Annotated in this window: 21 protein-coding genes; 9 read left to right on the top strand and 12 right to left on the bottom strand. The window is 70.1% G+C overall.

The window, feature by feature from the left end:
* Positions 1-34: 34 nt before the first annotated feature.
* Complete coding sequence (locus Q0938_RS11315) at positions 35-928, bottom strand: LysR family transcriptional regulator (protein ID WP_299362247.1); 894 nt, start codon at positions 926-928, stop codon at positions 35-37.
* Positions 929-1,034: 106 nt separating this feature from the next.
* Between Q0938_RS11315 and xdhA the strand changes: the two genes are divergently transcribed.
* From xdhA to guaD, 4 genes are read left to right on the top strand one after another with little or no spacing between them, the layout of a single operon-like run.
* Positions 1,035-2,477: a xanthine dehydrogenase small subunit gene (xdhA, locus tag Q0938_RS11310; RefSeq protein WP_299362244.1), complete on the top strand. Its 1,443-nt coding sequence runs from the start codon at positions 1,035-1,037 to the stop codon at positions 2,475-2,477.
* A gap of 1 nt (position 2,478) precedes the next feature.
* Positions 2,479-4,857 carry a xanthine dehydrogenase molybdopterin binding subunit gene (gene xdhB / locus Q0938_RS11305; protein WP_299362241.1) on the top strand — a complete coding sequence of 793 codons (2,379 nt, stop codon included), beginning with the start codon at positions 2,479-2,481 and terminating at the stop codon, positions 4,855-4,857.
* Positions 4,854-5,615, top strand: a complete 762-nt coding sequence (gene xdhC / locus Q0938_RS11300; RefSeq protein ID WP_299362239.1) for a xanthine dehydrogenase accessory protein XdhC — start codon at positions 4,854-4,856, stop codon at positions 5,613-5,615. The genes xdhB and xdhC overlap by 4 nt, the downstream gene beginning before the upstream one ends.
* A gap of 11 nt (positions 5,616-5,626) precedes the next feature.
* A complete protein-coding gene (gene guaD / locus Q0938_RS11295; protein WP_299362236.1) occupies positions 5,627-6,922 on the top strand; it encodes a guanine deaminase in 1,296 nt (431 codons plus the stop codon).
* Here guaD and Q0938_RS11290 read toward each other — a convergent pair.
* The 8 genes from Q0938_RS11290 to fabA all read right to left on the bottom strand — a co-directional run bounded on the left by Q0938_RS11290 (position 6,919) and on the right by fabA (position 14,146).
* A complete protein-coding gene (locus Q0938_RS11290) occupies positions 6,919-7,911 on the bottom strand; it encodes a bifunctional allantoicase/(S)-ureidoglycine aminohydrolase (RefSeq protein ID WP_299362233.1) in 993 nt (330 codons plus the stop codon). The genes guaD and Q0938_RS11290 overlap by 4 nt on opposite strands.
* Positions 7,908-9,314 (bottom strand): allantoinase PuuE, encoded by a 1,407-nt coding sequence (gene puuE, locus Q0938_RS11285; protein ID WP_299362230.1) that lies wholly within the window; start codon positions 9,312-9,314, stop codon positions 7,908-7,910. Before puuE ends, Q0938_RS11290 begins: the two co-directional genes overlap by 4 nt.
* 175 nt (positions 9,315-9,489) lie before the next feature.
* A complete protein-coding gene (locus tag Q0938_RS11280) occupies positions 9,490-10,320 on the bottom strand; it encodes an alpha/beta hydrolase (protein ID WP_299362227.1) in 831 nt (276 codons plus the stop codon).
* Positions 10,317-10,886, bottom strand: coding sequence for a DUF421 domain-containing protein (locus tag Q0938_RS11275; protein WP_299362224.1), 570 nt, complete (start codon positions 10,884-10,886; stop codon positions 10,317-10,319). Before Q0938_RS11275 ends, Q0938_RS11280 begins: the two co-directional genes overlap by 4 nt.
* Before the next feature lie 34 nt (positions 10,887-10,920).
* Positions 10,921-11,577, bottom strand: a complete 657-nt coding sequence (locus Q0938_RS11270) for a haloacid dehalogenase type II (protein ID WP_299362222.1) — start codon at positions 11,575-11,577, stop codon at positions 10,921-10,923.
* Between the two features lie 12 nt (positions 11,578-11,589).
* On the bottom strand, positions 11,590-12,378 hold the full coding sequence (locus tag Q0938_RS11265; protein ID WP_299362220.1) for an enoyl-ACP reductase: 789 nt from the start codon (positions 12,376-12,378) through the stop codon (positions 11,590-11,592).
* 5 nt (positions 12,379-12,383) lie between these two features.
* Positions 12,384-13,613 (bottom strand): beta-ketoacyl-ACP synthase I, encoded by a 1,230-nt coding sequence (gene fabB / locus Q0938_RS11260; RefSeq protein ID WP_299362219.1) that lies wholly within the window; start codon positions 13,611-13,613, stop codon positions 12,384-12,386.
* Between the two features lie 23 nt (positions 13,614-13,636).
* On the bottom strand, positions 13,637-14,146 hold the full coding sequence (gene fabA / locus Q0938_RS11255; protein ID WP_299362218.1) for a bifunctional 3-hydroxydecanoyl-ACP dehydratase/trans-2-decenoyl-ACP isomerase: 510 nt from the start codon (positions 14,144-14,146) through the stop codon (positions 13,637-13,639).
* A gap of 208 nt (positions 14,147-14,354) precedes the next feature.
* On the opposite strand from fabA, the gene Q0938_RS11250 reads away from it, so the two are divergent.
* Positions 14,355-15,113 carry a potassium channel family protein gene (locus Q0938_RS11250; protein ID WP_299362217.1) on the top strand — a complete coding sequence of 253 codons (759 nt, stop codon included), beginning with the start codon at positions 14,355-14,357 and terminating at the stop codon, positions 15,111-15,113.
* A gap of 31 nt (positions 15,114-15,144) precedes the next feature.
* On the opposite strand, the gene Q0938_RS11245 is transcribed toward Q0938_RS11250, so the two are convergent.
* From Q0938_RS11245 to Q0938_RS11235, 3 genes are all read right to left on the bottom strand, one after another.
* On the bottom strand, positions 15,145-15,540 hold the full coding sequence (locus Q0938_RS11245) for a PaaI family thioesterase (RefSeq protein WP_299362215.1): 396 nt from the start codon (positions 15,538-15,540) through the stop codon (positions 15,145-15,147).
* Between the two features lie 38 nt (positions 15,541-15,578).
* The gene (locus tag Q0938_RS11240; protein WP_299362212.1) at positions 15,579-16,457 is read right to left on the bottom strand and encodes a glycosyltransferase family 2 protein; all 879 of its coding nucleotides are present in this window, start codon (positions 16,455-16,457) and stop codon (positions 15,579-15,581) included.
* Between the two features lie 124 nt (positions 16,458-16,581).
* Complete coding sequence (locus tag Q0938_RS11235) at positions 16,582-17,334, bottom strand: hypothetical protein (RefSeq protein WP_299362211.1); 753 nt, start codon at positions 17,332-17,334, stop codon at positions 16,582-16,584.
* A gap of 182 nt (positions 17,335-17,516) precedes the next feature.
* On the opposite strand from Q0938_RS11235, the gene infC reads away from it, so the two are divergent.
* From infC to Q0938_RS11215, 4 genes are all read left to right on the top strand, one after another.
* Complete coding sequence (infC, locus tag Q0938_RS11230) at positions 17,517-18,056, top strand: translation initiation factor IF-3 (RefSeq protein ID WP_366942753.1); 540 nt, start codon at positions 17,517-17,519, stop codon at positions 18,054-18,056.
* A 112-nt stretch (positions 18,057-18,168) separates the two neighbouring features.
* The gene (gene dut, locus Q0938_RS11225) at positions 18,169-18,675 is read left to right on the top strand and encodes a dUTP diphosphatase (protein ID WP_299362209.1); all 507 of its coding nucleotides are present in this window, start codon (positions 18,169-18,171) and stop codon (positions 18,673-18,675) included.
* Entirely contained in the window at positions 18,675-19,835 is a 1,161-nt protein-coding gene (locus tag Q0938_RS11220) for a HesA/MoeB/ThiF family protein (protein WP_299362207.1), read from the top strand. Before dut ends, Q0938_RS11220 begins: the two co-directional genes overlap by 1 nt.
* Positions 19,832-21,862 (top strand): M3 family metallopeptidase, encoded by a 2,031-nt coding sequence (locus tag Q0938_RS11215; protein WP_299362205.1) that lies wholly within the window; start codon positions 19,832-19,834, stop codon positions 21,860-21,862. Before Q0938_RS11220 ends, Q0938_RS11215 begins: the two co-directional genes overlap by 4 nt.
* Positions 21,863-21,898 lie beyond the last annotated feature (36 nt).

Genomic DNA, 21,898 nt, shown 5'->3' with positions numbered 1-21,898 from the left:
CTGCGCTGAGGGATTGACGCCGACGGGCCGGGGATCAGACCGCGCCCCTGAGTTCGCGGGTGGCGAAGTCGACGAACAGCCGCACCTTGGGATCCTGCAACTGGCGGTGCGGCATCAGGCAGCCGAACTGCGCCGCGACCGGGGGCGTGTCGGGCAGCACCTTGACCAGCCGGCCGGCCTCCAGATCGGCCGCGACCTCGTAGCGGGGGCGGTTGGCGATGCCGGCGCCGTCGCGCGCCCATTCGGCCAGCACCTCGCCGTCATCGGCATCGAAGCGGCCCGACACCATCAGCTTGCGCCGTTCGCCGTTCACCTGCAGCTGCCAGAAATATTCCGGCGAGCGGGGAAAGCGCAGCAGCAGGCAGTTGTGGTTCTTCAGATCCTCGGGGGTCTGCGGCGTGCCGCGGCGCGCCAGATAGGCGGGCGCGGCGACCAGCACCCGGCGGCAATCGGCGATCTTGCGCCAGCTGAGGGTCGAATCCTCGGGCTGGCCCAGGAAGAAGGCCACGTCGATGCCGTCCTGCACGATGTTCACCTGCCGGTCCGACAGGCGCAGCCGGACATCGACCTCGGGCGCGTCCTCGCAGAACCGGGGGATCAGCGGCGCGACCAGCCGCCGGCCCAGCCCCAGCGGCGCCACCACCCGCAGCACGCCGTGCGGGGTCCCCGAGAAGCTGGACACGATCGCCTCGGCCTCGTCCAGCGCGGCGATGACCTTGCGGGCGTTTTCATACAGCACCTGGCCGACCTCGGTCGGGGTCAGGGTGCGGGTGGTGCGGTTCAGCAGCCGCACGCCGAAGCGGGTTTCCAGATCCTTGATCCGGTTCGACGCGCCGGCCGGCGACAGCCGCAGATCCCGGCCGCCGGCGGTGATCGAACCCAGCTCGACTACGCGGACGAACACGCGCAGGCTGTCCAGATACGACATCCGAGTCTCCGTCTTTCAGGAAATCGTGTAAACTGTTCCCATGCTAGCGCGCTTTATCCCGCGGTAAAGTTTCCCGATGTTGGTGCGACACACGGGTGGGGCACACATGACCGGCGACGTCCAATTTCTGTTGAACCACACCGATGTCCGGCTGGACGCGGCGGGGCCCGCCGACACGCTGCTGGATTTCCTGCGCCTGGGCCGGCGGCTGACCGGCACCAAGGAAGGCTGCGCCGAGGGCGATTGCGGCGCCTGCACGGTGCTGGTGGGACGGCTGCACGAGGGCGTGCTGCGCTACGAGCCGGTGAACGCCTGCATCCGCTTCCTGGCGTCCTGCCACGGCTGCCACGTGGTGACGATCGAGCACCTGAAGGGTGCCGATGGCGGGCTGCACCCGGTCCAGCAGGCGATGGTCGACCACCACGGCAGCCAGTGCGGGTTCTGCACGCCGGGCTTCGTCATGGCGCTGTACGCGCTGTGGATGGAGCATCCCGACCCGACCGTCGTGCAGATCGAGACCGCGCTGCAGGGCAATCTGTGCCGCTGCACCGGGTATGAGCCCATCATCAAGGCGGCGCTGGCGGCGGCCAGGGCGGGCGGGCAGGCGATGGACGCGCTGGCCCGCGAACGCGACGAGGTGACCGCGCGGCTGGCCGCCATCCCGCCGGGCGCCGACGTGCGGCGCGGCGACGAGCGGGCCATCGTGCCGGCCGACACCGACGCGCTGGCCGCGCATCTGCTGGATCACCCCGAGGCGACGATCGTGGCGGGCGCCACCGATGTCGGCCTGTGGGTGACCAAGATGCTGCGCCCGATCAGCCCGGCGCTGTTCATCGGCCACCTGATGAAGGACGTGACCGTCACCGACGACGAGATCCGGCTGGGCGCCGGGGTGACCTATACCGAGGCGCTGCCGGTGATCGAGGCGCACCATCCGGAGGTTGCCGATTACGTGCTGCGGATCGGCGGCTGGCAGATCCGCAATGCCGGCACCATCGGCGGCAACATCGCGAACGGCTCGCCGATCGGGGAAACCCCGCCGCTGCTGATCGCGCTGGACACCCGCATCATCCTGCGCCGCGGCGACGCCCGGCGCGAGCTGCCGCTTGAGGAGTTCTTCGTCGCCTACGGCAAGCAGGACCGCCGGCCCGACGAGTTCGTGGAAACCGTGATCATCCCGCGCGCGGCGGGCGCCCGGGTCGCCGCCTACAAGGTGTCCAAGCGCGCCAATGCCGACATCTCGGCGGTCGCGGCGGGATTCCGCATCCGGGAGGAGGGCGGAATCATCACCGATGCCCGCGTCGCCTTCGGCGGCATGGCCGGCACCCCGAAGCGCGCCCGCGCGGCCGAGGCGGCGCTGCAGGGACAGCCCTTTGCGCAGGAGAGTTTCGAGGCGGCGGCCCGTGCCGTCGCGGATGACTTCACCCCGATGTCGGACTGGCGGGCCAGCGCCGCATATCGCAGCGCCGTGGCCGCCAACTTCTTTCGCCGGTTCTGGCTGGAACAGGCGGGCGAGCCGGTGCGGCTGAACCGCGCCGTGGGAGATTGAGATGAAGCAGGACCGGATCACCCCCGACCTCGCCCCGGATCGCGCCGTCGATCCCGCGCCGGCCACGATCGGCGGCGGGAGCCACGCGCCGACGCCGCACGATTCGGCCCGGCTGCACGTCACCGGGCAGGCGGACTATACCGACGATCTGGTGGAACCGATTGGCACGCTGCACGCGGCGCTGGGGCTGTCCACCGTGGCGCATGGGCGGATCACCCGCCTGGATCTGGCCCCCGTCCGGACGATGCCGGGCGTCATCGACGTGCTGACCGCCGACGACATCCCGGGCCGCAACGATGTCAGCCCCACCGGCCGTGACGACGATCCGATCCTGGCCCGCGACATCGTGGAGTTCTGGGGCCAACCGATCTTTGCGGTGATCGCCGAGACGCGCGATCAGGCCCGTCGTGCCGCCGCCGCGGCGGAGGTCGAGTATGAAGAGATACCGCATCATCTGGATCCGGTCGTCGCGCGCGATGCCGGCATGGGCTACGTCACCGAACCGCTGACCCTGCGCCGCGGTGACGTGGCGGCCGGGCTGGCCGCGGCCCCGCGCCGGCTGGCGGGACGGTTCGTGATCGGCGGGCAGGACCACTTCTACCTGGAAGGGCAGATCGCGCTGGCCGTCCCCGGCGAGGATGACGAGGTCACGATCCACGTCTCGACCCAGCACCCGACCGAGGTCCAGCACATGGTCGCCCATGCGCTGGATGTGCCGGCGCATGCGGTGGTGGTGAACGTGCGGCGGATGGGCGGCGGCTTCGGCGGCAAGGAAACCCAGATGAGCCTGTTCGCCTGCGTCGCCGCGGTGGCCGCCAAGAAATGGCGTCGCGCCGTCAAGCTGCGCCCCGACCGGGACGAGGACATGACCGCGACCGGCAAGCGGCATGATTTCGTCGTCGACTACGAGGCCGGCTTCGACGACAGCGGGCGGATCCGGGCGGTGTCGGGCGACTGGTATGCGCGCTGCGGGTTTTCGGCCGACCTGTCGGGGCCGGTGACCGACCGGGCGCTGTTCCATGCCGACAACGCCTATCACTATCCCGATGTCGAGCTGCGGTCGCACCCGATGAAGACCAACAGCGTGTCCAACACGGCGTTCCGCGGCTTCGGCGGCCCGCAGGGGGTGATCGTCGCCGAGCGGATCATCGAGGACATCGCCTATGCCACGGGGCAGGACACGCTGGCGGTGCGCCGGCGCAACCTGTACCAGAATGGGCAGCTGACCCCCTACCACCAGACGGTCGAGGACCAGATCCTGCCGCGAATCCTCGATCAGCTGGAAACGTCCTGCGACTATGCGGCGCGGCGGCAGGCGGTGCTGGACTGGAACGCGCAAGGCGGGATCATCCGGCGCGGGATCGCCCTGACCCCCGTCAAGTTCGGGATCAGCTTTACCGCGACGCATTACAACCAGGCCGGGGCGCTGGTGCATGTCTATACCGATGGCTCGATCATGCTGACCCATGGCGGGACCGAGATGGGGCAGGGGCTGCACACCAAGGTCGCGCAGGTGGTGGCCGAGGCGTTCCAGGTCGATCTGGCCCGGATCAAGATCACCCGGACCAGCACCGAAAAGGTGCCCAACACCTCGGCCACCGCGGCGTCGTCGGGCACCGACCTGAACGGGATGGCGGCGCTGGACGCCTGCACCCAGATCAAGGACCGGCTGGTGGCGTTCCTGTGCGAGGCGCGCGACGCCACCCCGGACGAGATCAGCTTCGTGCCCGACCATGTCGTCGTGCGCGGCGAGGCGCTGCCGTTTTCCGAGGTGATCGAGGCCGCGTATCTGGCCCGCGTGCAGCTGTGGGCGGCGGGGTTCTATGCGACGCCCAAGATCCACTGGAACCGCAAGACCGGGCAGGGGCGGCCGTTCTACTACTTCGCCTATGGGGCTGCCTGTTCCGAGGTGTCGGTCGACACGCTGACCGGCGAATACGTGATCGAGCGCAGCGACGTGCTGCATGATGTCGGCCGGTCGCTGAACCCGGCCATCGACAAGGGCCAGGTCGAGGGCGCCTTCGTCCAGGGCGTCGGCTGGCTGACCAGCGAGGAACTGTGGTGGGACGATGCCGGGCGGCTGCGCACCCATGCCCCCTCGACCTACAAGATCCCGTTGGCATCCGACCGGCCGAAGGTCTTCAACGTGGAACTCGCCGACTGGTCGGTGAACGCGGAGCGCACGATCAAGCGGTCCAAGGCTGTGGGCGAGCCGCCCTTCATGCTGGGCATCTCGGTGTTCGAGGCGATCGGGCACGCGGTCGCGTCGGTCGCCGATTACCGCGAGGCGCCGCGGCTGGACGCCCCGGCGACCCCCGAACGGGTGCTGCTAGCGGTGGAACGGCTGCGCGCCGGGCAGCGGGACAGGGCCGGGGCATGATAAGGGTCCGCATTGATCGCGCCCGCGGGTCGGCGCCGCGCGAGGTCGGGGCCGAGATGGTCGTCGGCCCGGACAGCGTCACCGGGACGATCGGCGGCGGGGCGCTGGAATATCTGGCGATCGATCGGGCCCGGCAGATGCTGGCGCGCGGCGAGGCGACGGCAATGATGGACGTGCCACTTGGACCCGAGATCGGGCAGTGCTGCGGCGGCCGGGTCGAGCTGGTGCTGGACCGGACCGCCGCGACGCCGCCCCAGGCCGGGCCGTCGGTGCTGGTGCTGGGCGCCGGGCATGTCGGCCGGGCGCTGGCCACGGCGCTGTTGCCCCTGCCGGTCACGCTGCGGCTGATCGATACAAGGCCCGCCGAACTGGCGCTGGCCGCGCCTGGCGTCAAGACGACCCTGACGCCGCTGCCCGAGGCCGAGATCAGGGCGGCGCCGCCGGGCGCCGCCTATGTCGTGCTGACCCATGATCACGCGCTGGATTTCCTGCTGGTGACCGAGGCGCTGGCGCGCGGCGACGCGGCCTATGTCGGCATGATCGGCAGCCGCAGCAAGCGGGCGAGCTATGCGCGCTTTGCCGCGCAGCAGGGGCTGTCGGTGGACGGGCTGACCTGTCCGCTTGCGGCCGACGCCCCCCGCGACAAGCGCCCCGCCGTGATCGCGGCCTTTGCCGCGGCCGAGATCATGGCGCGGTTGCTTTCCCCGGCGGCGGATGCCGTGATCCCGCGGCGCCGCACGGTCGGCGCGGACGGCTGAAGGACCCCGACATGCAGACCCTGATCCGCGGCCGCGTGCTCGGCTTTCATGCCGACCCGGCGGAGACCACGACGAGTTATGCCTGGCACGAGGACGGGGCGATCCTGATCGAGGATGGCCGCATCGTCGCGGTGGGCGATCACGCGGACCTGGCCCGCGCCGGTGTCGCCGAGATCGATCACCGCCCTTGTCTGGTGATGCCCGGCTTCATCGACCCGCACATCCATTTCCCGCAGGTCCAGGTGATTGCCAGCTGGGGCGCGCAGCTGCTGGACTGGCTGACCACCTACACCTTCCCCGAGGAAGCGCGCTTTGCCGATCCCGATCATGCCGCGCGCATGGCCGAGGCGTTCCTTGACCAGCTGATCGCGCATGGCACGACCACGGCCTGCGCGTTCGGATCGGTCCATCCGGGCAGCGTGGACGCGCTGTTCGCCGCCGCCGCGGCCCGGGACATGGCACTGATCGCCGGCAAGGTGATGATGGACCGCAACGCGATCCCCGCCGTGCAGGACAGCGCCCGGCAATCCTATGACGACAGCAAGGCCCTGATCGGGCGCTGGCAGGGAAGCGGGCGGCTGCGCTATGCGATCACCCCCCGTTTCGCGATCACCTCGACCCCGGAGCAGCTGGCCGCGGCCGGGGCGCTGGCGGCCGAGCATCCCGACCTGCACATCCAGACGCATCTGAGCGAGAATCGCGACGAGATCGACTATACGCTGCGGCTCTATCCGCAGGCCCGCGACTATCTGGACATCTATGACGCTCATGGCCTGCTGGGACCGAACAGCCTGATGGGCCATGCCATCCACCTGTCCCCGCGCGAGATCGCGCGCATGGCCGAGACCGGGACACGGGCGATCCACTGCCCGACCTCGAACCTGTTCCTGGGGTCGGGGCTGTTCGACGAGGCCGGGCTGCGGGCCGCCGGGGTGGTGTCGGGGGTGGCGACGGATGTCGGCGGCGGCACCAGCTATTCCATGCTGCAGACGCTCAACGAAAGCTACAAGGTGTTGCAGCTGCGGGGCCAGAACCTGCATCCGCTGGCGGCGTTCCACTGGGCCACCCGCGGCAACGCCATCGCGCTGGGGATGCAGGACCGGATCGGCACGCTGGCCCCTGGCAGCGACGCCGATCTGGTCGTGCTGGACTGTCGCGCCACCCCGGCCATGGCGCTGCGGGCCGAACGGATCGGGACGCTGGCCGAGGAGCTGTTCCTGTTGCAGATCATGGGCGACGACCGCGCCGTGGTGCAGACCTATGTGGCCGGACGCCCGGCCAAGGCCAGCCCCGCGGCCGCGGGCTAGGCCCGGCCGCGGCCGTCGGGTCCGCCCCACAGCGGCGCGTGGCGGTTCACGTCCTTGTACAGCAGATAGCGGAACACGCCGGGCCCGCCCGCATAGCAGGCTTGCGGGCAGAACGCGCGCAGCCACATGAAATCGCCCGGCCCGACCTCGACCCAGTCGCGGTTCAGCCGGTAGACGGCCTTGCCCTCCAGCACGAAGAGCCCGTGTTCCATCACATGGGTCTCGGCGAAGGGTATCGAGCCGCCGGGGGTGAAGGTCACGATCGTGACGTGCATGTCGTGGCGCAGGTCGGCGGGATCCACAAACCGGGTCGTGGACCAGGCGCCCTCGGTTTCCGGCATCGGCGAGGGCGGCACCTCGCGTTCCTGGGCGATGACCGGGTCGGGGCGGTCCAGCCCGGCGACCGGCTGCCAGCGCTTGCGGATCCAGTGAAAGCCGCAATTCCCGTCACCCGGGTTGCTGACCGTCCAGTCGGTGCCCGGGGGGACATAGGCGAAGCCGCCCGGGGTCAGGCGATGCGACGTGCCGGCGATGGTGATCCGCAGCTCGCCCCCGGTCACGAAGATGGCGTGCTGGATCTCGGGGTCGTCGTCGGGGCGATCGCTGCCGCCGTCCGGGGTCAGTTCCACCACGTACTGGCTGAAGGTCTCGGCGAAACCGCTGAGCGGCCGGGCCAGCACCCACATCCGCATCCCGGTCCAGCCGGGCAGGTACGAGGTCACGATGTCGCGCATCACGGTGCGCGGGATCACCGCATAGGCCTGGGTGAAGACGGCGGTGTCGGTGGTCAGGCCGGTCTGCGGGGGCAGCCCGGCGACCGGACCTGCGTAGCCGGGCTCGCGCAGGTCGGCCGGGCGTTTCGATCCGGGCAGCCGCGCCGGATCGCCGGTCGGCGCGTCGGCGGGGCCGGGCGGGAACGGCGCCTGTGCCGGCTGCGCGGCGGGATCGCTTGTGTCGCCCGCGGCGTGCGGGGGTGGGGCGTCGGTCATGTCAGCGCCTCCTTCAGACGCAGTTCGGCGATCCGCGTCACCTGGCGCTCTGCCTCGGCGCGCTCGGTCGCGGTGTCGTTGTCCACGCGCCGCTGCATGGCCCGCAGGATGCCCGCCTTGTCATGGTCGCGCACGGCGATGATGAACGGAAAGCCGTGCCGGTCCACATAGGCCGCGTTCAGCCGCTGGAACGTGGCGCGCTCGTCGTCGGTGAGCGCGTCGAGCCCGGCCGAGGCCTGTTCCGCGGTGCTGTCCGCGGTCAGCCGCCGCGCCGCGGCCAGCTTGCCGGCCAGGTCCGGGTGGGCGCGCAGCACGCCCAGACGCTCGTCATCCGACGCCGCGCGAAAGATCTGCGCCATGCGGGCGGCAAACCCCGCCGCGCTGTCGTGGGCGGGTCCCATCTCGCCATCCCAGGCCCGCTCGGCAACGAATGGGGAGTGTTCGTAGATGCCGCCGAACCGCGCCACGAAGCTGTCGCGGTCCATCTGCGAGGGGCGGTCGCGCGGCACGAACGGGTGGGTGGCCTGCCAGTGACGGGCGATGTCCAGCCGGGTGGCGAACCAGACGCCCTGATGACCGCGCGCGTAGTCCAGGAAGCGCTGCACCGCCGCGGCGCGCCCCGGGCGCCCGGCCAGCCGGCAATGCAGGCCGACCGACATCATCTTGGCCGCGCCCCCGGCACCCTCGGCATAGAGCGTGTCGAAGCTGTCCTTCAGATAGGCGAAGAACTGGTCCCCGGAATTGAACCCTTGCGCGGTGGCAAAGCGCATGTCGTTGGCGTCCAGCGTGTAGGGCACGATCAGTTGCGGCCGGCCGTCATGGACATGCCAGAAGGGCAGGTCGTCGGCATAGCTGTCGGCCAGATAGTCGAACCCGCCTTCCTCGCAGCCCAGCGCCACCGTGTTCATCGACGCCCGGCCCTGGTAGAACCCGCGCGGCCGGCTGCCCGTCACCTCGGTGTGGAGGCGCACGGCCCGGGCGATGTGCTCGGCCTCGACCTCGCGCGGGACGTCGCGATAGTCGATCCATTTCAGCCCGTGCGTGGCGATTTCCCAGCCCGCCTCCTGCATGGCGGCGACCTGTTCGGGGCTGCGTTCCAGTGCGGTCGCGACGCCATAGACGGTGACCGGCAGGTCGTTCAGGATGCGCCATAACCGCCAGAACCCGGCGCGGGCGCCATAATCGTAGATCGTTTCCATGTTCCAGTGGCGCTCGCCCGGCCAGGGCGCGGCCCCGACGATTTCCGACAGGAACGCCTCGGAGGCTGCGTCGCCATGCTCGACGCTGTTCTCGCCGCCTTCCTCGTAGTTGAGCACGATCTGCACGGCGATCCGCGCGCCCCCGGGCCAGGCGGGGTCGGGCGTGGTGCGGCCGTAGCCGCGCAGGTCGCGTGAATAGCGCATCGGGTCCCTTTCCTTGGCGGGCAGGTTGCCGCCATTCCGCGGGCCGGCCAATGGTCAAAGCGGCGAAAGCTGTTTCGCGTTACGGACAAGGACCGCGGACCGGCCGGGTCGGGGCCGAGGCGGCGGACCAGCGGGTCAGGCGCGCCATCCGTCGGCCCGGCCGCCGCGTCGCTGCTCAGGCGCTGCGGACCGCGTCCAGCCAGCTGCGGATCGCGGCCACGGCTTCCGGTTCGTCCAGCCACGGGATATGGCCGCGGTCCGGCACCCTGGCATAGATCATGTCGGGGCGGCGCTCGCGCATCTCGGCCACCGTCTCGTCGCCCAGCAGGTCCGAGCCCGCGCCGTGGATCAGCGCCACCGGCATGCCCTGCAGCGCATCGAACAGCGGCCACACGGTCGCGTCGGGCGTCTTCATCGATTCCAGGAAGCTGTCCCGCAGGGTGGGATCATAGGTCAGTGCGACGCCCTCGTCCGTCTGCCGGAAAAGCCGCGCGGCCTCGGCCTGCCAGCGTTCCGGTGGCACGTTGGCGAACCCCTTAAGGGTCTGGGGCAGGCGCTCGGCCACCTCGGCCAGGGTCCGGGCGCTGGGCGCACGGCCAACATATTCCATGATCGCGTTCAGGCCGGAGATCTGCAGGGCCGGCCCCACGTCGTTCAGGCATACCCCGCGCAGGCGGTCGCGCGCCGTCGCCGCCAGGAACATCGAGATCAGCCCGCCGCGCGAGGTGCCGACCAGCGCTGCCCGGTCGACGCCCAGGTGGTCCAGCAGCGCCAGCGCGTCGGCCGCTTCGTGCGGGACGGTGTAGGTCCCCGCGCCGGTCCAGTCGGACTGGCCGCGGCCGCGGTAATCCATGCGGATCATCCGGCAGTCGGACAATGTGGGGGCCAGCAGGTCGAAATCGTCCATGCTGCGGGTCAGGCCGGCGAGGCACAGGACGGGCAGGCCGTCGCCCTCGTCCTCGTAGGCGATGCGGGTTCCGTCGGGGGCGTTGAAGAACTGGGTCATGGGAATACCTTCGGGATCAGGTCGGGGTCGGAGTGGCGGGCACGGTCCAGCAGGGTCAGGAACGCCGGACCGGGGCGGGCGTCGCCGGGGCCGATCGCCGAGAAGCTGCCATCCGCTTCCAGCACCACCGCCAGCAGCTGGGTCGTGTCGGTGAATCCGCTGCCGCGGGCGGCCTGTTCCAGCACGTCGGAACCCACCGCCTCGGCGCGCATCGCGTTCGGCAGCGCCCGGCCGTCATACAGCAGCAGCCGCGGCTCGGCCGTCGCGATCCGCGAGAACGTCCCGCCTTTCGAGGTCAGCCGCGACACCAGGACCTGCAGCAACGCCAGCGTGCCGATGCCCGCGATGCCGGACCACAGCGACACGTCGCGCAGCAGCATGACCGACGCGAAGACCGAGCCGATGGCGACCGCCACGGCGAAATCGACGGCATAGATCTGGGACAGGCTGCGCTTGCCCGTCAGCCGCAGAACCGCGACGATCGCCACGTAGAACAGCGCCGTCCCCAGCACCGTGCCCAGCAGCGACCCCGGCGAGGTGTCGAACAGCTTGACGGTCCAGTCCATCACGAACTGCCGTGTCCGGGCGGCCGGACCAGGGTCATGCCAGTCCGGTCAGGTCGGTGACGATCCGGCCGGGCCGGGCCGGCAGGTTGTCCACCGGCAGGCCGGCGCGGTTCACCCAGACGCTGGCAAAGCCGAAGCGGGTCGCGCCATAGACGTCCCACCCGTTCGACGAGACAAAGGTGATCTCGCCGGGCAGGCAGCCGAAGTGGTCGGTCACGATCCGATAGGATGCCGCCGCAGGCTTGTAGACGCCGGCCGTTTCGACCGACAGCAGCGCGTCGAACCCCTCCAGCCGGCTGGACGCGACCGCCTCGGCCAGCATCTCGGGCGTGCCGTTGGAAAAGATCGCCAGTTGAGCGCCACGCTGACGCAGGGTGGCCATTGCGTCCGCAGCCTCGGGATAGGCGGGCAGGTGGCGATACAGATCCAGCAGCCGGTCACGCTGCGACGGGGCCAGCCCATGCGCCTCGGCCGCCCAGTCCAGCGCCTGCGCGGTGACGGTCCAGAAATCCGCGTGATCGCCGGTGATGGCGCGGATCCAGGAATATTCCAGCTGCTTGCGCCGCCAGTCGTCCGCCAGCCGGGGCCAGATCTCGGCCAGCGCCGCGTCGTCAGCCGCCGCGACCCGCGCGGCGCCCGCCACGTCGAACAGCGTGCCATAGGCATCGAAGACATACCGGTCCGTTGCCATCCTTGCCCCCGATCAGATGTTGTCGGGCTGCGGCATGCCCAGCACGTGATAGCCGCCATCGACCCTGACCACCTCGCCGGTGGTCGAGGCGCCCCAGTCGCTGCAGAGCCAGACGGCCGTGCCGCCGATCGCCTCAAGCGTGGCGTTGGCGCGCAGTGGGGCGTTCGCCTCGGTGTGGCGATAGGTCTTGCGCGCCCCGCCGATCGCGGCACCGGCCAGCGTCTTCATCGGCCCGGGGCTGATCGCGTTCACGCGGATCCCCTCGGGGCCGAGATCGTTCGCCAGATAGCGCACCGCCGATTCCAGCGCCGCCTTGGCCACGCCCATGACGTTGTAGAACGGCGTCACCCGGTTAGATCCGGCGAATGTCAGGGTGATGATCGACCCGCCGGGCTGCATCAGCGGATGGGCGCGGCGCGCCACCTCGATCAGCGAATAGCAGGACACGTCCAGCGACTGCTTGAAATTGGCGCGGCTGGTGTTGATGAACCGGCCGGTCAGTTCGTCCTTGTTGCTGAACGCGATGGCATGGACCAGGATGCCCAGCCGATCCCAGCGCCGGGCCAGGGACGCGAAGGCCGTGTCGAGGCTGTCGTCGTCAGTGACGTCCACGTCCAGCAGCAGATCCGACCCGACGCTGGCGGCCAGCGGTTCGACCCGCTTGCCGAACGCCTCGCCCTGGTAGGTGAAGGCCAGTTCGGCCCCCGCCTCGGCCAGCGCGCGGGCGATTCCCCACGCGATCGACCGGTCGTTGGCCACCCCCATGACGAGGGCGCGCTTGCCTGCAAGCAGTGCGGTCATCGGGATCAGTCCCGGTACGCGGACAGGACCAGCGTCGCGTTGGTTCCGCCGAACCCGAAGCTGTTGGACAGGACGCTGTCGAACTCCACCCCGTCGACCCGCTCCATGGCGATCTCCTCGGGGCGGATCTCGGGGTCCAACTGGGTGATGTTGGCCGAGGCCGCGATGAAGCCCTGCTGCATCATTAGCAGGGAATAGATCGCCTCGTGCACCCCGGTCGCCCCCAGCGAATGGCCGGTCAGCGACTTGGTAGAGCTGACCGGCGGCACGGACCCGTCGCCGAACACCCGCCGCAGCGCCTTGATCTCGGTGACGTCCCCCGCCGGGGTCGACGTGCCGTGCGCGTTCACGTAGCTGATCTTCCGCCCCTCGGGCAGGGTGGACAGCGCCAGCTTCATCGACCGTTCGCCCCCCTCGCCGCTGGGCGCCACCATGTCGTGGCCGTCGCTGGTGGCGCCATAGCCGGTGACCTCGGCATAGATCCTGGCGCCGCGCGCCAGCGCATGCTCCAGCTCCTCCAGCACGACCACGCCGCCGCCGCCGGCGATCACGAACCCGTCCCGGGTCGCGTCGAAGGGGCGCGAGGCGGTTTCGGGGGCGTCGTTGTATTTCGACGACATGGCGCCCATCGCGTCGAACAGGCAGGACAGGGTCCAGTCCAGCTCTTCGCCGCCGCCGGCAAAGACAATGTCCTGCTTGCCCATCTGGATCTGTTCGACGCCGTTGCCAATGCAGTGGGCACTGGTCGAGCAGGCCGAGGTGATCGAATAGTTCACGCCCTTGATCTGGAACGGGGTCGCCAGGCAGGCCGAGTTGGTGGACGACATGCAGCGGGTGACCATGAACGGTCCCATCCGCTTGGGCGAGCCCTTCTCGATGACGATCCGATGGGCGTTGAAGAAGTTCGAGGTCGATGGCCCGCCCGATCCGGTGACCAACCCGGTGCGCGGGTTCGACACGTCGGATTGCTCGAGCCCGCTATCCTCGATCGCCTGCTGCATGGCGATGAAGTTGAAGGCTGCACCCTCGCCCATGAAGCGCAGGTCGCGCTTGTCGATGTGGTCTTCCAGGACGATCTGGGGCTTGCCGTGGACCTGGCTGCGAAAGCCGTGTTCGGCATAGTCCGGCGCGAACACGATCCCCGAACGCCCGTCACGAAGCGATTGCGTGACCTCGGTCGCATTGTTGCCGATGGGCGAGACGATCCCAAGCCCGGTGATGACGACGCGGCGCATGAGCACCCCTCCCTTGAATCGGATCAGCTCTCGGAAAGAGCGACCTTCATGTCCTTGACCTGGTAGATGACGTCGCCATCGGCCTCGACGATGCCGTCGGCCACGCCCATGGTCAGCCGGCGGGTCTGCACGGCCTTGGTGAAGTCGACCTTGTAGGTCAGCATCCTGCGATCGGGCCGGACCATGCCGGTCAGCTTGACCTCTCCGACGCCGAGCGCATAGCCGCGCCCCTGCCAGCCGCGCCAGCCCAGGTTGAATCCGGTCAGCTGCCACAGCCCGTCCAGGCCCAGGCAGCCAGGCATGATCGGGTTGCCCGGGAAATGGCAGGCGAAGAACCACAGGTCCGGATGGATGTCGAACTCGGCCACGACATGACCCTTGCCGTGAAGCCCGCCGTCGCCCGAGATGTCGGTGATCCGGTCCATCATCAGCATCGGCGGTTCGGGCAGCTGGGCATTGCCCGGACCGAACAGCTCGCCCCGCGCGCAGGCCAGCAGGTCGTCGCGGCTGAAGCTGGTCTGTTCCATCGCCATGCGGCTTGCCCTTTTCGTTGCGGCCCGGGGGGGGGGGCAGGTGTTGCCGTCCGGGTGTATCATCCGCCCCGATGCACGCGCAAGCGGGGCACATGGTGGGGCGCGGGCGGGGCCCAGGCGAGGCGCAAACCTGTCGCTGCTGGTCAGATCGCCGGGCCTATGCCAGACAGGCGGGCAGGACCGGACACTGACAGTCGGCGGGGTGGGCGTGGAGATACTGAGGGAGCTCTACAGGGGCGACACGACGCGCGCGCATCGCTTCCGGTACGGGCTGCTGATCCTGGACCTGCTGGTCATCGTCTATGTGGTCGCCACGTCCTTCGTGGACCTGGGGCGCTGGATCGTCGTGATCGACGTGATCCTGGGCGTGCTGATCCTGGCTGATTTCGCTGTGCGGATCGTGCTGGAACATGATCGCGGCCGGTTTCTGCTGCGCCCCGCGACCTGGGCCGATGCGATTGCAGCCGCGGCGTTCCTGGCGCCCGTCATCGGCGACGACCTGGGGTTCCTGCGGGTGCTGAGAACGCTGCGGTTGCTGCACACCTATCAGGTGGTGCGGCGGCTGCGCAAAGACCACGCCTTCTTCCGCCGCAACCAGGAACTGATCCTGGCGCTGGCGAACCTGGCCGTGTTCCTGTTCATCATGACGGGGCTGATCTACGTCACCCAGCACCAGACCAATCCCGACATTCGCAACTATGCCGACGCGCTGTACTTCACCGTGACCACCCTGACGACCACCGGGTTCGGCGACATCACGCTGGAAGGGACGCGCGGACGGATGCTGTCGGTGCTGGTGATGATCATCGGCGTATCGCTGTTCCTGCGGCTGCTGCAGGTATTGTTCCGCCCGACCAAGGTGCGGGTGGAATGCCAGAGCTGCGGCCTGCTGGTGCATGACCTGGATGCGGTCCACTGCAAGCATTGCGGGGCGATCATGCACATCGAGACCGAAGGCCTGCTCTGACCCGGGGCAGCCCCGCGTCGTGCGGCCGGCGTCACCGGGACAGGAGATGCGTCGTGGTGACCTCGACCAGCGGGCGGCCGGCCTCGGTCGCGACCACGGTGCGGACGGTCGACAGCGTGCGACCCCGCTTGACGAACCGCGCCGTGGCTACCAGGGCGTCGCGGTCGGTGTTCGACAGCAGGTTCGCAACCAGGTTGATGGCCAGAGGAAAGCCGGACATCCCCGCCGTGACCGGTCGACCCTGCAGGACGAGGCGGGTCGCCACGACATCCGCAAACCAGATCATCGCACCCGCGTGCACGCTGCCGAACGGGTTCAGCATGGCCGGGGCCAGCGCCATCCGCCCCTCGGCCTGATCGGGCGATACGCTGACCACGGTGAAGTCGACCTCGCCGTGATAGCTGCGCTGTCCGGTCTCGTCGGTCATGCCGGGGCTCCCTTGGTGATCCGTTGGTGGTCAGGCTGTCAGAACCATTGTCCGGGTTCCATCAGCCCAAGTTCAAGCAGTTGATGCGAGGACCAGCGGAACGGGATCGAGTTGTTCCACGTAAAATCGTGGATCTGGTCGCGGGAGCCGGGGTTGCGGGCCAGCGCCTTGGCGACCCGGAACGACGCGACCGCCGCGGTCAGGCTGTGATGCCATGGGCACGCATAGGTGTTGTATTCCTCGTCATTCAGCCGGTGATCGGCCAGCAGCCGCAGACCCTTGCGGGTCCGGAACAGCGCGATGCGGTCGATCCTGCGGCGGTCCGGCGGCAGGTGCTCTTCGAACCGCCAGCGCAGCCCGCCGAAGAAATCGAGCTGGCGGGCCTTGAACGCGCCCTGCCGGTCGCGTCGCGCCAGCGCGAAATAGCCGGTGCGATCGAACATCGCCTCGTCCACGCTGACGGCGTGGGGAAACCGCGACAGGTCCGGCGCGTACAGGTCGATGACATAGGTCAGCATCGCACGCCGCCGTTCCTCGGCGTGGAACGTCAGCAGTTCGCCGACGCTGCGTGTCTCGGCAAACGGATGGAACAGGTATTCGGCGTTGTAGCCGTAATACATCCAAGTATCGGGTGGCGCCCGGTCCATGACGGCGTTCAGCACCCGCACATGCGCCCCCGGGCGGCGCGTGTCGTGGGTCAGGTTGATCACCCGGTCGCCACCTGCTCCGGGCAAGTCGCCCGGCGGCAACGGTTCGGGCGAGACTGCCAGAATCCGGGCGAACCCCGCGCGCAGATGATGGTCGAGTGTCGAGCGGATCTCGACCGCATCCTCGACCAGGATGACCGCGACGGGGCCGCGCGCCAGGGCGTCGCCCGGGCGGGCCAGGAACGCGTCGAGCGAACGGGTCCGTGCCACCGCCGGCGCCATCATTCCCACGCTTCCGCCGACGGATCGTTGGGGTGGACGGTTCGCCGTGGCGCGGTGGCGGCAGTCCGGTCCCTGCATCGCGTCGGCCTGCGATCGGACGCCGCGCCGCTGGTCACCTGAGGATCGCCTTCACCTGTTCAAGCGCCGACCGCAGGATGGCCGGATTGCCTTCGGCGGCGTTCACCACCGCCTTCAGCGTGGTTTTCTGCGCCGGATCGATGCTGCTGTCGTCGATCAGGCGCGCGACCCGCGTCGCGTCGAAACCGTCGGGGGTCAGCAGCGTCGCGATCTCGGCGGTGGTCATCGTCGCTTCGGCCGCGGCCTCGGTCGCCGCTGCCGCCTGGTCGGCGGCGCTGCCCGCCGCCTGCGCGGCATCGCGCGCGGTGGCGATGTCGCGTTCCGCCGCGTTGTCGGCGGCGCTGTCTGCCGCCTGCGCGGCGTCGGCCGCGGCGCGGATGGCCTGTTCGGCTGCAGCCTCGGCCTCGGCGGCGGCGTCGGCCGCGACGCCCACCTCGGCATCCTCGGCCTCGGCGGCGGCCTCGGCTGCGGCGTCGGCGGCCATGGCCGCCGCATCGGCGGCGGCATCGGCGGCGCTGCCGGCGGTCTCGGCCACCTCCGCCGCCTCCTGCGCCGGGTCCCGCGTCGGGCCGTCGTCCGTCGCCGTGCCGGGTGCTGCGGATTCGGCGGTCGCGTCCTCCGACGGGGCAGTTCCGGACTCGGCCGGCGGCGGGGATCCGGCCGGCGCGGTCAGTTCCGGCGGTGCGGGCCGATCGGCGATCATCCCGTCGTCGCGGCCCTGCAGCCACCACCACGCGCCGGCCGCAACCAGCAGCAGCGCGAACGCAAGGCCAAGAAGTCGCAACATCGGCACACCTGTGGATGGGGTCGGGACGCGATCTGTATGGCACAGCCGCCGCGCCCGGGGAAGCGGCGGCGGCGGCGCCGCGCCGGTCCGGCCACGTCGCACTGCTGCAAATCCGGTTGAACTTGACAGCCGGGTTCCCTAATCTCTTGGCGTCTCATCCCAGCGATACAAGGATCACTCCCATAGCCCGCAGACCGCACAATGCGCCACCCACGCGCGACACCGGCCCTCGCGTCAACGACCGCATCCGCGTTCCAGAAATCCGCCTGATCGGCGCCGACGGCGAGAATGTCGGTGTGGTGACCCCGTCCCGGGCGATGCAGCTGGCCGAAGAGGCCGGGCTTGATCTGGTCGAGATTTCGCCGAACGCCAGCCCGCCGGTCTGCAAGATCATGGATCTGGGCAAGTTCAAGTACGAACAGCAGAAGCGCGAAGCCGAGGCCCGCAAGAAGCAGAAGATCATCGAGATCAAGGAAGTGAAGTTCCGGCCCGGAACCGACACCCACGATTACGACGTCAAGATGCGCAACGTGATGCGGTTCCTGGAAGACGGCGACAAGGTCAAGGTCACGCTGCGGTTTCGCGGCCGGGAAATGGCCCACCAGGATCTGGGGCTGGACCTGCTGAACCGCGTCCGCGACGACGTGGGCGAGGCCGGAAAGGTCGAATCGATGCCCAGGCTGGAAGGCCGGCAGATGGTAATGATGATCGCGCCCCGCTGACCCCGGGCACCCCGATCACCAACGATCCGGCCTGCCCAAGCGGCAGGCCGTTGTGTTTCAGCGCTGCGTCTGGCCCGCTGTGCCGGACGCAGGAGGCAAGGCCCGGGCAGACATGCAGCCACCCCAAATCCTGATCATGCGCGACGCGGGCGCCGACCCCGCGCTGCCGCTGCCGGTCTATGCGACGGCCGGCGCTGCCGGTGCCGACATCCGCGCCGATCTGGGGGGCGGCGCGATGACCATTCTGCCGGGGCAGATCGCGGCCGTGCCGACCGGACTGCGGATGCAGATCCCCGACGGGTGGGAAATGCAGCTCCGGGCGCGTTCCGGGCTGGCGCTGCGCCACGGGATCACGCTGGCGAACGGGATCGGCACGATCGACGCCGATTATCGCGGGCCGGTCGCGGCGATACTGGTCAATCTGGGACCCGAGCCCTTCGTGATCCGCCACGGTGACCGGATCGCCCAGGCGGTGCTGGCGCCGGTCCACCGCGCCCGGTTCAGCGAGGCAGAGGCGCTGGACGGGACCGACCGGGGTAGCGGTGGCTTCGGATCGACCGGGTTGCGCGATGACGTGGCGCCCGGCCGACCGCGCGGCGACCCGCCAACAGACGGCTGATGGCCGGGCTGGCACTGATCGCCGCGGTGGCAATGGTCGCGAATCTCGCCGTCGGCTGGGCTGGGTGGCGACTCGCGGCCGTGGTGGCTGTCACATGGGCGGGGCTGCTGGCTGTGCTGGTGGGCGCGCCGGATGGCGGACTGGCGCGGTTTGCGGGCATGACTCCGCGCGGCTGGGCCGCGACGGGGGTGCTGGGGGCGCTGGTGCTGTCCTATCGCGCCGCCGTCCGCTGGGCCGGGCGGCACGCCCGTTCCGTCGAGAGCCATGCCGATGCGGTGGCCAAGCCCGGCCCGAAGTCGCGGCAGGCGGCCCCCGCCCCCGCCCCGCCAGAGGCGGCACCGGACCCCTCGGGTCCGCTGAGCGATGCCGAACTGGATCGCTATGCCCGTCACATCGTGCTGCGCGAGATCGGCGGCCCCGGGCAGCGCCGGTTGCACTCCGCGCGGGTTCTGGTCGTCGGCGCGGGCGGGCTGGGCGCGCCGGTGCTGCTGTATCTGGCGGCGGCCGGGGTGGGGCGGATTACCGTCGCCGACGACGACCGGGTCAGCCTGTCGAACCTGCAGCGGCAGGTGATCTTCGAGACCGCCGATGCCGGACGGCCAAAGGCCGAGGCTGCGGCGGATGCCGCGATGCGGCTGAACCCCCATGTCGCCGTCACCGCCCTGACGCGCCGGATCACCGTGGACGACATCGACCTGATCGCCGCCCACGACCTGGTGCTGGATGGCACCGACAGTTTCGCCGCCCGCAGCGCCGTCAATGTCGCCTGCGTCGCGGCCCGGGTGCCGCTGATCGCCGGGGCCATCGCCCAGTGGGAGGGGCAGGTGTCGCTCTACGACCCGGCGCGCGGCGGCCCCTGCCTGGCCTGTCTGTTCCCCGAGCCGCCGGCCCCCGGACAGGCGCTGCCCTGTGCCGAGGCCGGCGTGGTCGGCGCCCTGCCGGGCGTGGTGGGCAGCCTGATGGCGATCGAGGCGATCAAGCATCTTGCCGGGGTCACGGACCGGGGCGCCGGGCAGGGGCTGCGCGGCCGGATGATCCTGTTCGACGGCCTGTGGGGCGACACCCGCAGCCTGACCATCACTGCCCGCCCCGACTGCGCCGTCTGCGGCGGCCGGGATGGGTCGGCACACAGACAGCCACGCGAGGGAGCACGCCCATGAACCCGGAACTCGTCCACTGGTCCGGTCCGCACGGACTGCCGCGTTTCGACCGGATCGCTGACGAGGATTTCGGCCCGGCCTTCGATGCCGCCCTGGCCGATGCAGACGCGGCCCATCGCGCCATCGCGGGCAATCCCGCGGAACCCGACTTTGCCAACACCATCGCGCCGCTGGAAACGGCGGCGCAGGCGCTGGAACGGGTCAGCGCCGTGTTCTTCACCCTGGCCGGCCTTTGTTCGACCGATCGGCGCGAGGCATTGCAGCGCGACATCGCCCCGCGCCTTGCGGCGCATCAGGCCCGGGTGATGATGGACCCGGCCCTGTTTGCCCGCGTGCAGGCCGTGGCGGACAGCCCCGACGACCTGTCGCCGCAGGACCGGCGCATCACCGAACTGACCCTGCGCGACATGCGCCGGGCCGGGGCCGCGCTGGATCCGGACGCGCGCGACCGGATGGCGGCGATCCGCAGTCGCATGGCCACGCTGTCCACCGCGTTCACCCAGAACGTCCTGGCGGACGAACGCGGCTTCGTTCTGTCGGTCCCGGATGATCGCCTCGACGGCCTGCCCGACCAGCTGGTGGCCGCCATGCGGCGTGCCGCGCAGGATCGCGGCATGGCCGGTCAGGTGGTCACCCTGGCGCGGTCGCTGATCGTCCCCTTCCTGGAACATGCAACAGACCGGGCGCTGCGCGAGGTCGCGTGGCGCGGCTGGGTCGCGCGGGGCAGCGGCGAGGGCGCGGGCGGGGCCGGCACCGACAACCGGGCCATCGCGACTGAACTGCTGGCGTTGCGGCACGAACGGGCGCGGCTGCTGGGCTATGCCGACTTTGCCGCCTTCAAGCTGGACACGGAAATGGCGCGGGATGCCGACCAGGTGCAGACGCTGCTGGACACGGTCTGGGCGGCGGCCCGTCCCCGCGTCGTCGAGGAAGAGGCCACATTGGCCCGCCGGATGGCGAGCGAGGGCATCAATGGCCCGCTGGAGCCGTGGGACTGGCGGTTCTATGCGGCGGCGCAGCGTCGGGACGACCTGTCGATCGATGATGCCGAGGTAAAGCCGTTCCTGTCACTGGATGCGATGATCGCCGCCGCGTTCGACGTGGCCGGGCGGCTGTTCGCACTGGAATTCACCCCTTTCACGGCGCCGCTCTGGCATGACGACGTGCGCGCCTGGACCGTCACCCGCAAGGGCCGGCACATGGGGGTGTTCCTCGGCGACTATTTCGCCCGCGCCGGCAAGCGGTCAGGCGCATGGTGCTCGGCGCTGCAGCCGCAGCATCGAATGGGGGCAGGGCAGCGGGCGATCGTCGTCAACGCCTGCAACTTCACCCCGCCGGCACAGGACGGCGCGCCGGCGCTGCTGTCCTGGGACGATGCGCGGACGCTGTTCCACGAGATGGGGCACGCGCTGCATCACCTCCTGTCCGAGGTGGACTGGCCGTCCGTTTCGGGCACGGCGGTGGCCCGCGACTTCGTGGAACTGCCCAGCCAGCTGTTCGAGCACTGGCTGGAACAGCCCGAGGTGTTGGCCGCGCACGCCCGGCACGTGGACAGCGGCACGCCGCTGCCGCCGGATCTGCGCGACCGGATTCTGGCCGCCGAGCGCGCCGGCACCGGCTTTGCCACGACCGAGTATCTGGAAAGCGCGATGGTGGATCTGGCCTTTCACCGCGGCGAGCCGCCGGCCGACCCGATGGCCGCGCAGGCGCAGGTGCTGGCCGGCATGGGTGCCCCGCACGCCGTGCCGATGCGCCATGCGACGCCGCATTTCGCCCATGTCTTTGCCGGTGACGGCTATTCGGCCGGGTATTACAGCTATTTGTGGTCCGAGGTTATGGATGCCGACGCCTTCGCCGCATTCCGCGAGACGGGCGATGTCTTCGACCCGGAGGTGGCCGAACGGCTGGAACGCACGATCCTGGCGCGCGGAAACAGCCGTGCGGCCGATGATCTGTGGCAAGAATTCCGCGGCCGCCGCCCGGGGGTGGAGCCGCTGCTGCAAGGCCGCGGGCTGCTGCCGGGCTGAGGCGGACGGACGGCGCTGCGCGCGGCCCTCACCAGG

Source organism: uncultured Paracoccus sp. (assembly GCF_947496875.1).
Lineage (GTDB): Bacteria > Pseudomonadota > Alphaproteobacteria > Rhodobacterales > Rhodobacteraceae > Paracoccus.
Note: the sequence above shows the minus strand (reverse complement) of the source record. Positions and strands in the feature narration are given on the sequence as shown.

Bases quoted from the DNA above. Each gene is read 5' to 3' on its own strand.
- Q0938_RS11315 (WP_299362247.1), bottom strand. From the start codon at position 928: ATGTCGTATCTGGACAGCCTGCGCGTGTTCGTCCGCGTAGTCGAGCTG.
- xdhA (WP_299362244.1), top strand. From the start codon at position 1,035: ATGACCGGCGACGTCCAATTTCTGTTGAACCACACCGATGTCCGGCTG.
- xdhB (WP_299362241.1), top strand. From the start codon at position 2,479: ATGAAGCAGGACCGGATCACCCCCGACCTCGCCCCGGATCGCGCCGTC.
- xdhC (WP_299362239.1), top strand. From the start codon at position 4,854: ATGATAAGGGTCCGCATTGATCGCGCCCGCGGGTCGGCGCCGCGCGAG.
- guaD (WP_299362236.1), top strand. From the start codon at position 5,627: ATGCAGACCCTGATCCGCGGCCGCGTGCTCGGCTTTCATGCCGACCCG.
- Q0938_RS11290 (WP_299362233.1), bottom strand. From the start codon at position 7,911: ATGACCGACGCCCCACCCCCGCACGCCGCGGGCGACACAAGCGATCCC.
- puuE (WP_299362230.1), bottom strand. From the start codon at position 9,314: ATGCGCTATTCACGCGACCTGCGCGGCTACGGCCGCACCACGCCCGAC.
- Q0938_RS11280 (WP_299362227.1), bottom strand. From the start codon at position 10,320: ATGACCCAGTTCTTCAACGCCCCCGACGGAACCCGCATCGCCTACGAG.
- Q0938_RS11275 (WP_299362224.1), bottom strand. From the start codon at position 10,886: ATGGACTGGACCGTCAAGCTGTTCGACACCTCGCCGGGGTCGCTGCTG.
- Q0938_RS11270 (WP_299362222.1), bottom strand. From the start codon at position 11,577: ATGGCAACGGACCGGTATGTCTTCGATGCCTATGGCACGCTGTTCGAC.
- Q0938_RS11265 (WP_299362220.1), bottom strand. From the start codon at position 12,378: ATGACCGCACTGCTTGCAGGCAAGCGCGCCCTCGTCATGGGGGTGGCC.
- fabB (WP_299362219.1), bottom strand. From the start codon at position 13,613: ATGCGCCGCGTCGTCATCACCGGGCTTGGGATCGTCTCGCCCATCGGC.
- fabA (WP_299362218.1), bottom strand. From the start codon at position 14,146: ATGGCGATGGAACAGACCAGCTTCAGCCGCGACGACCTGCTGGCCTGC.
- Q0938_RS11245 (WP_299362215.1), bottom strand. From the start codon at position 15,540: ATGACCGACGAGACCGGACAGCGCAGCTATCACGGCGAGGTCGACTTC.
- Q0938_RS11235 (WP_299362211.1), bottom strand. From the start codon at position 17,334: ATGTTGCGACTTCTTGGCCTTGCGTTCGCGCTGCTGCTGGTTGCGGCC.
- dut (WP_299362209.1), top strand. From the start codon at position 18,169: ATGCAGCCACCCCAAATCCTGATCATGCGCGACGCGGGCGCCGACCCC.
- Q0938_RS11220 (WP_299362207.1), top strand. From the start codon at position 18,675: ATGGCCGGGCTGGCACTGATCGCCGCGGTGGCAATGGTCGCGAATCTC.
- Q0938_RS11215 (WP_299362205.1), top strand. From the start codon at position 19,832: ATGAACCCGGAACTCGTCCACTGGTCCGGTCCGCACGGACTGCCGCGT.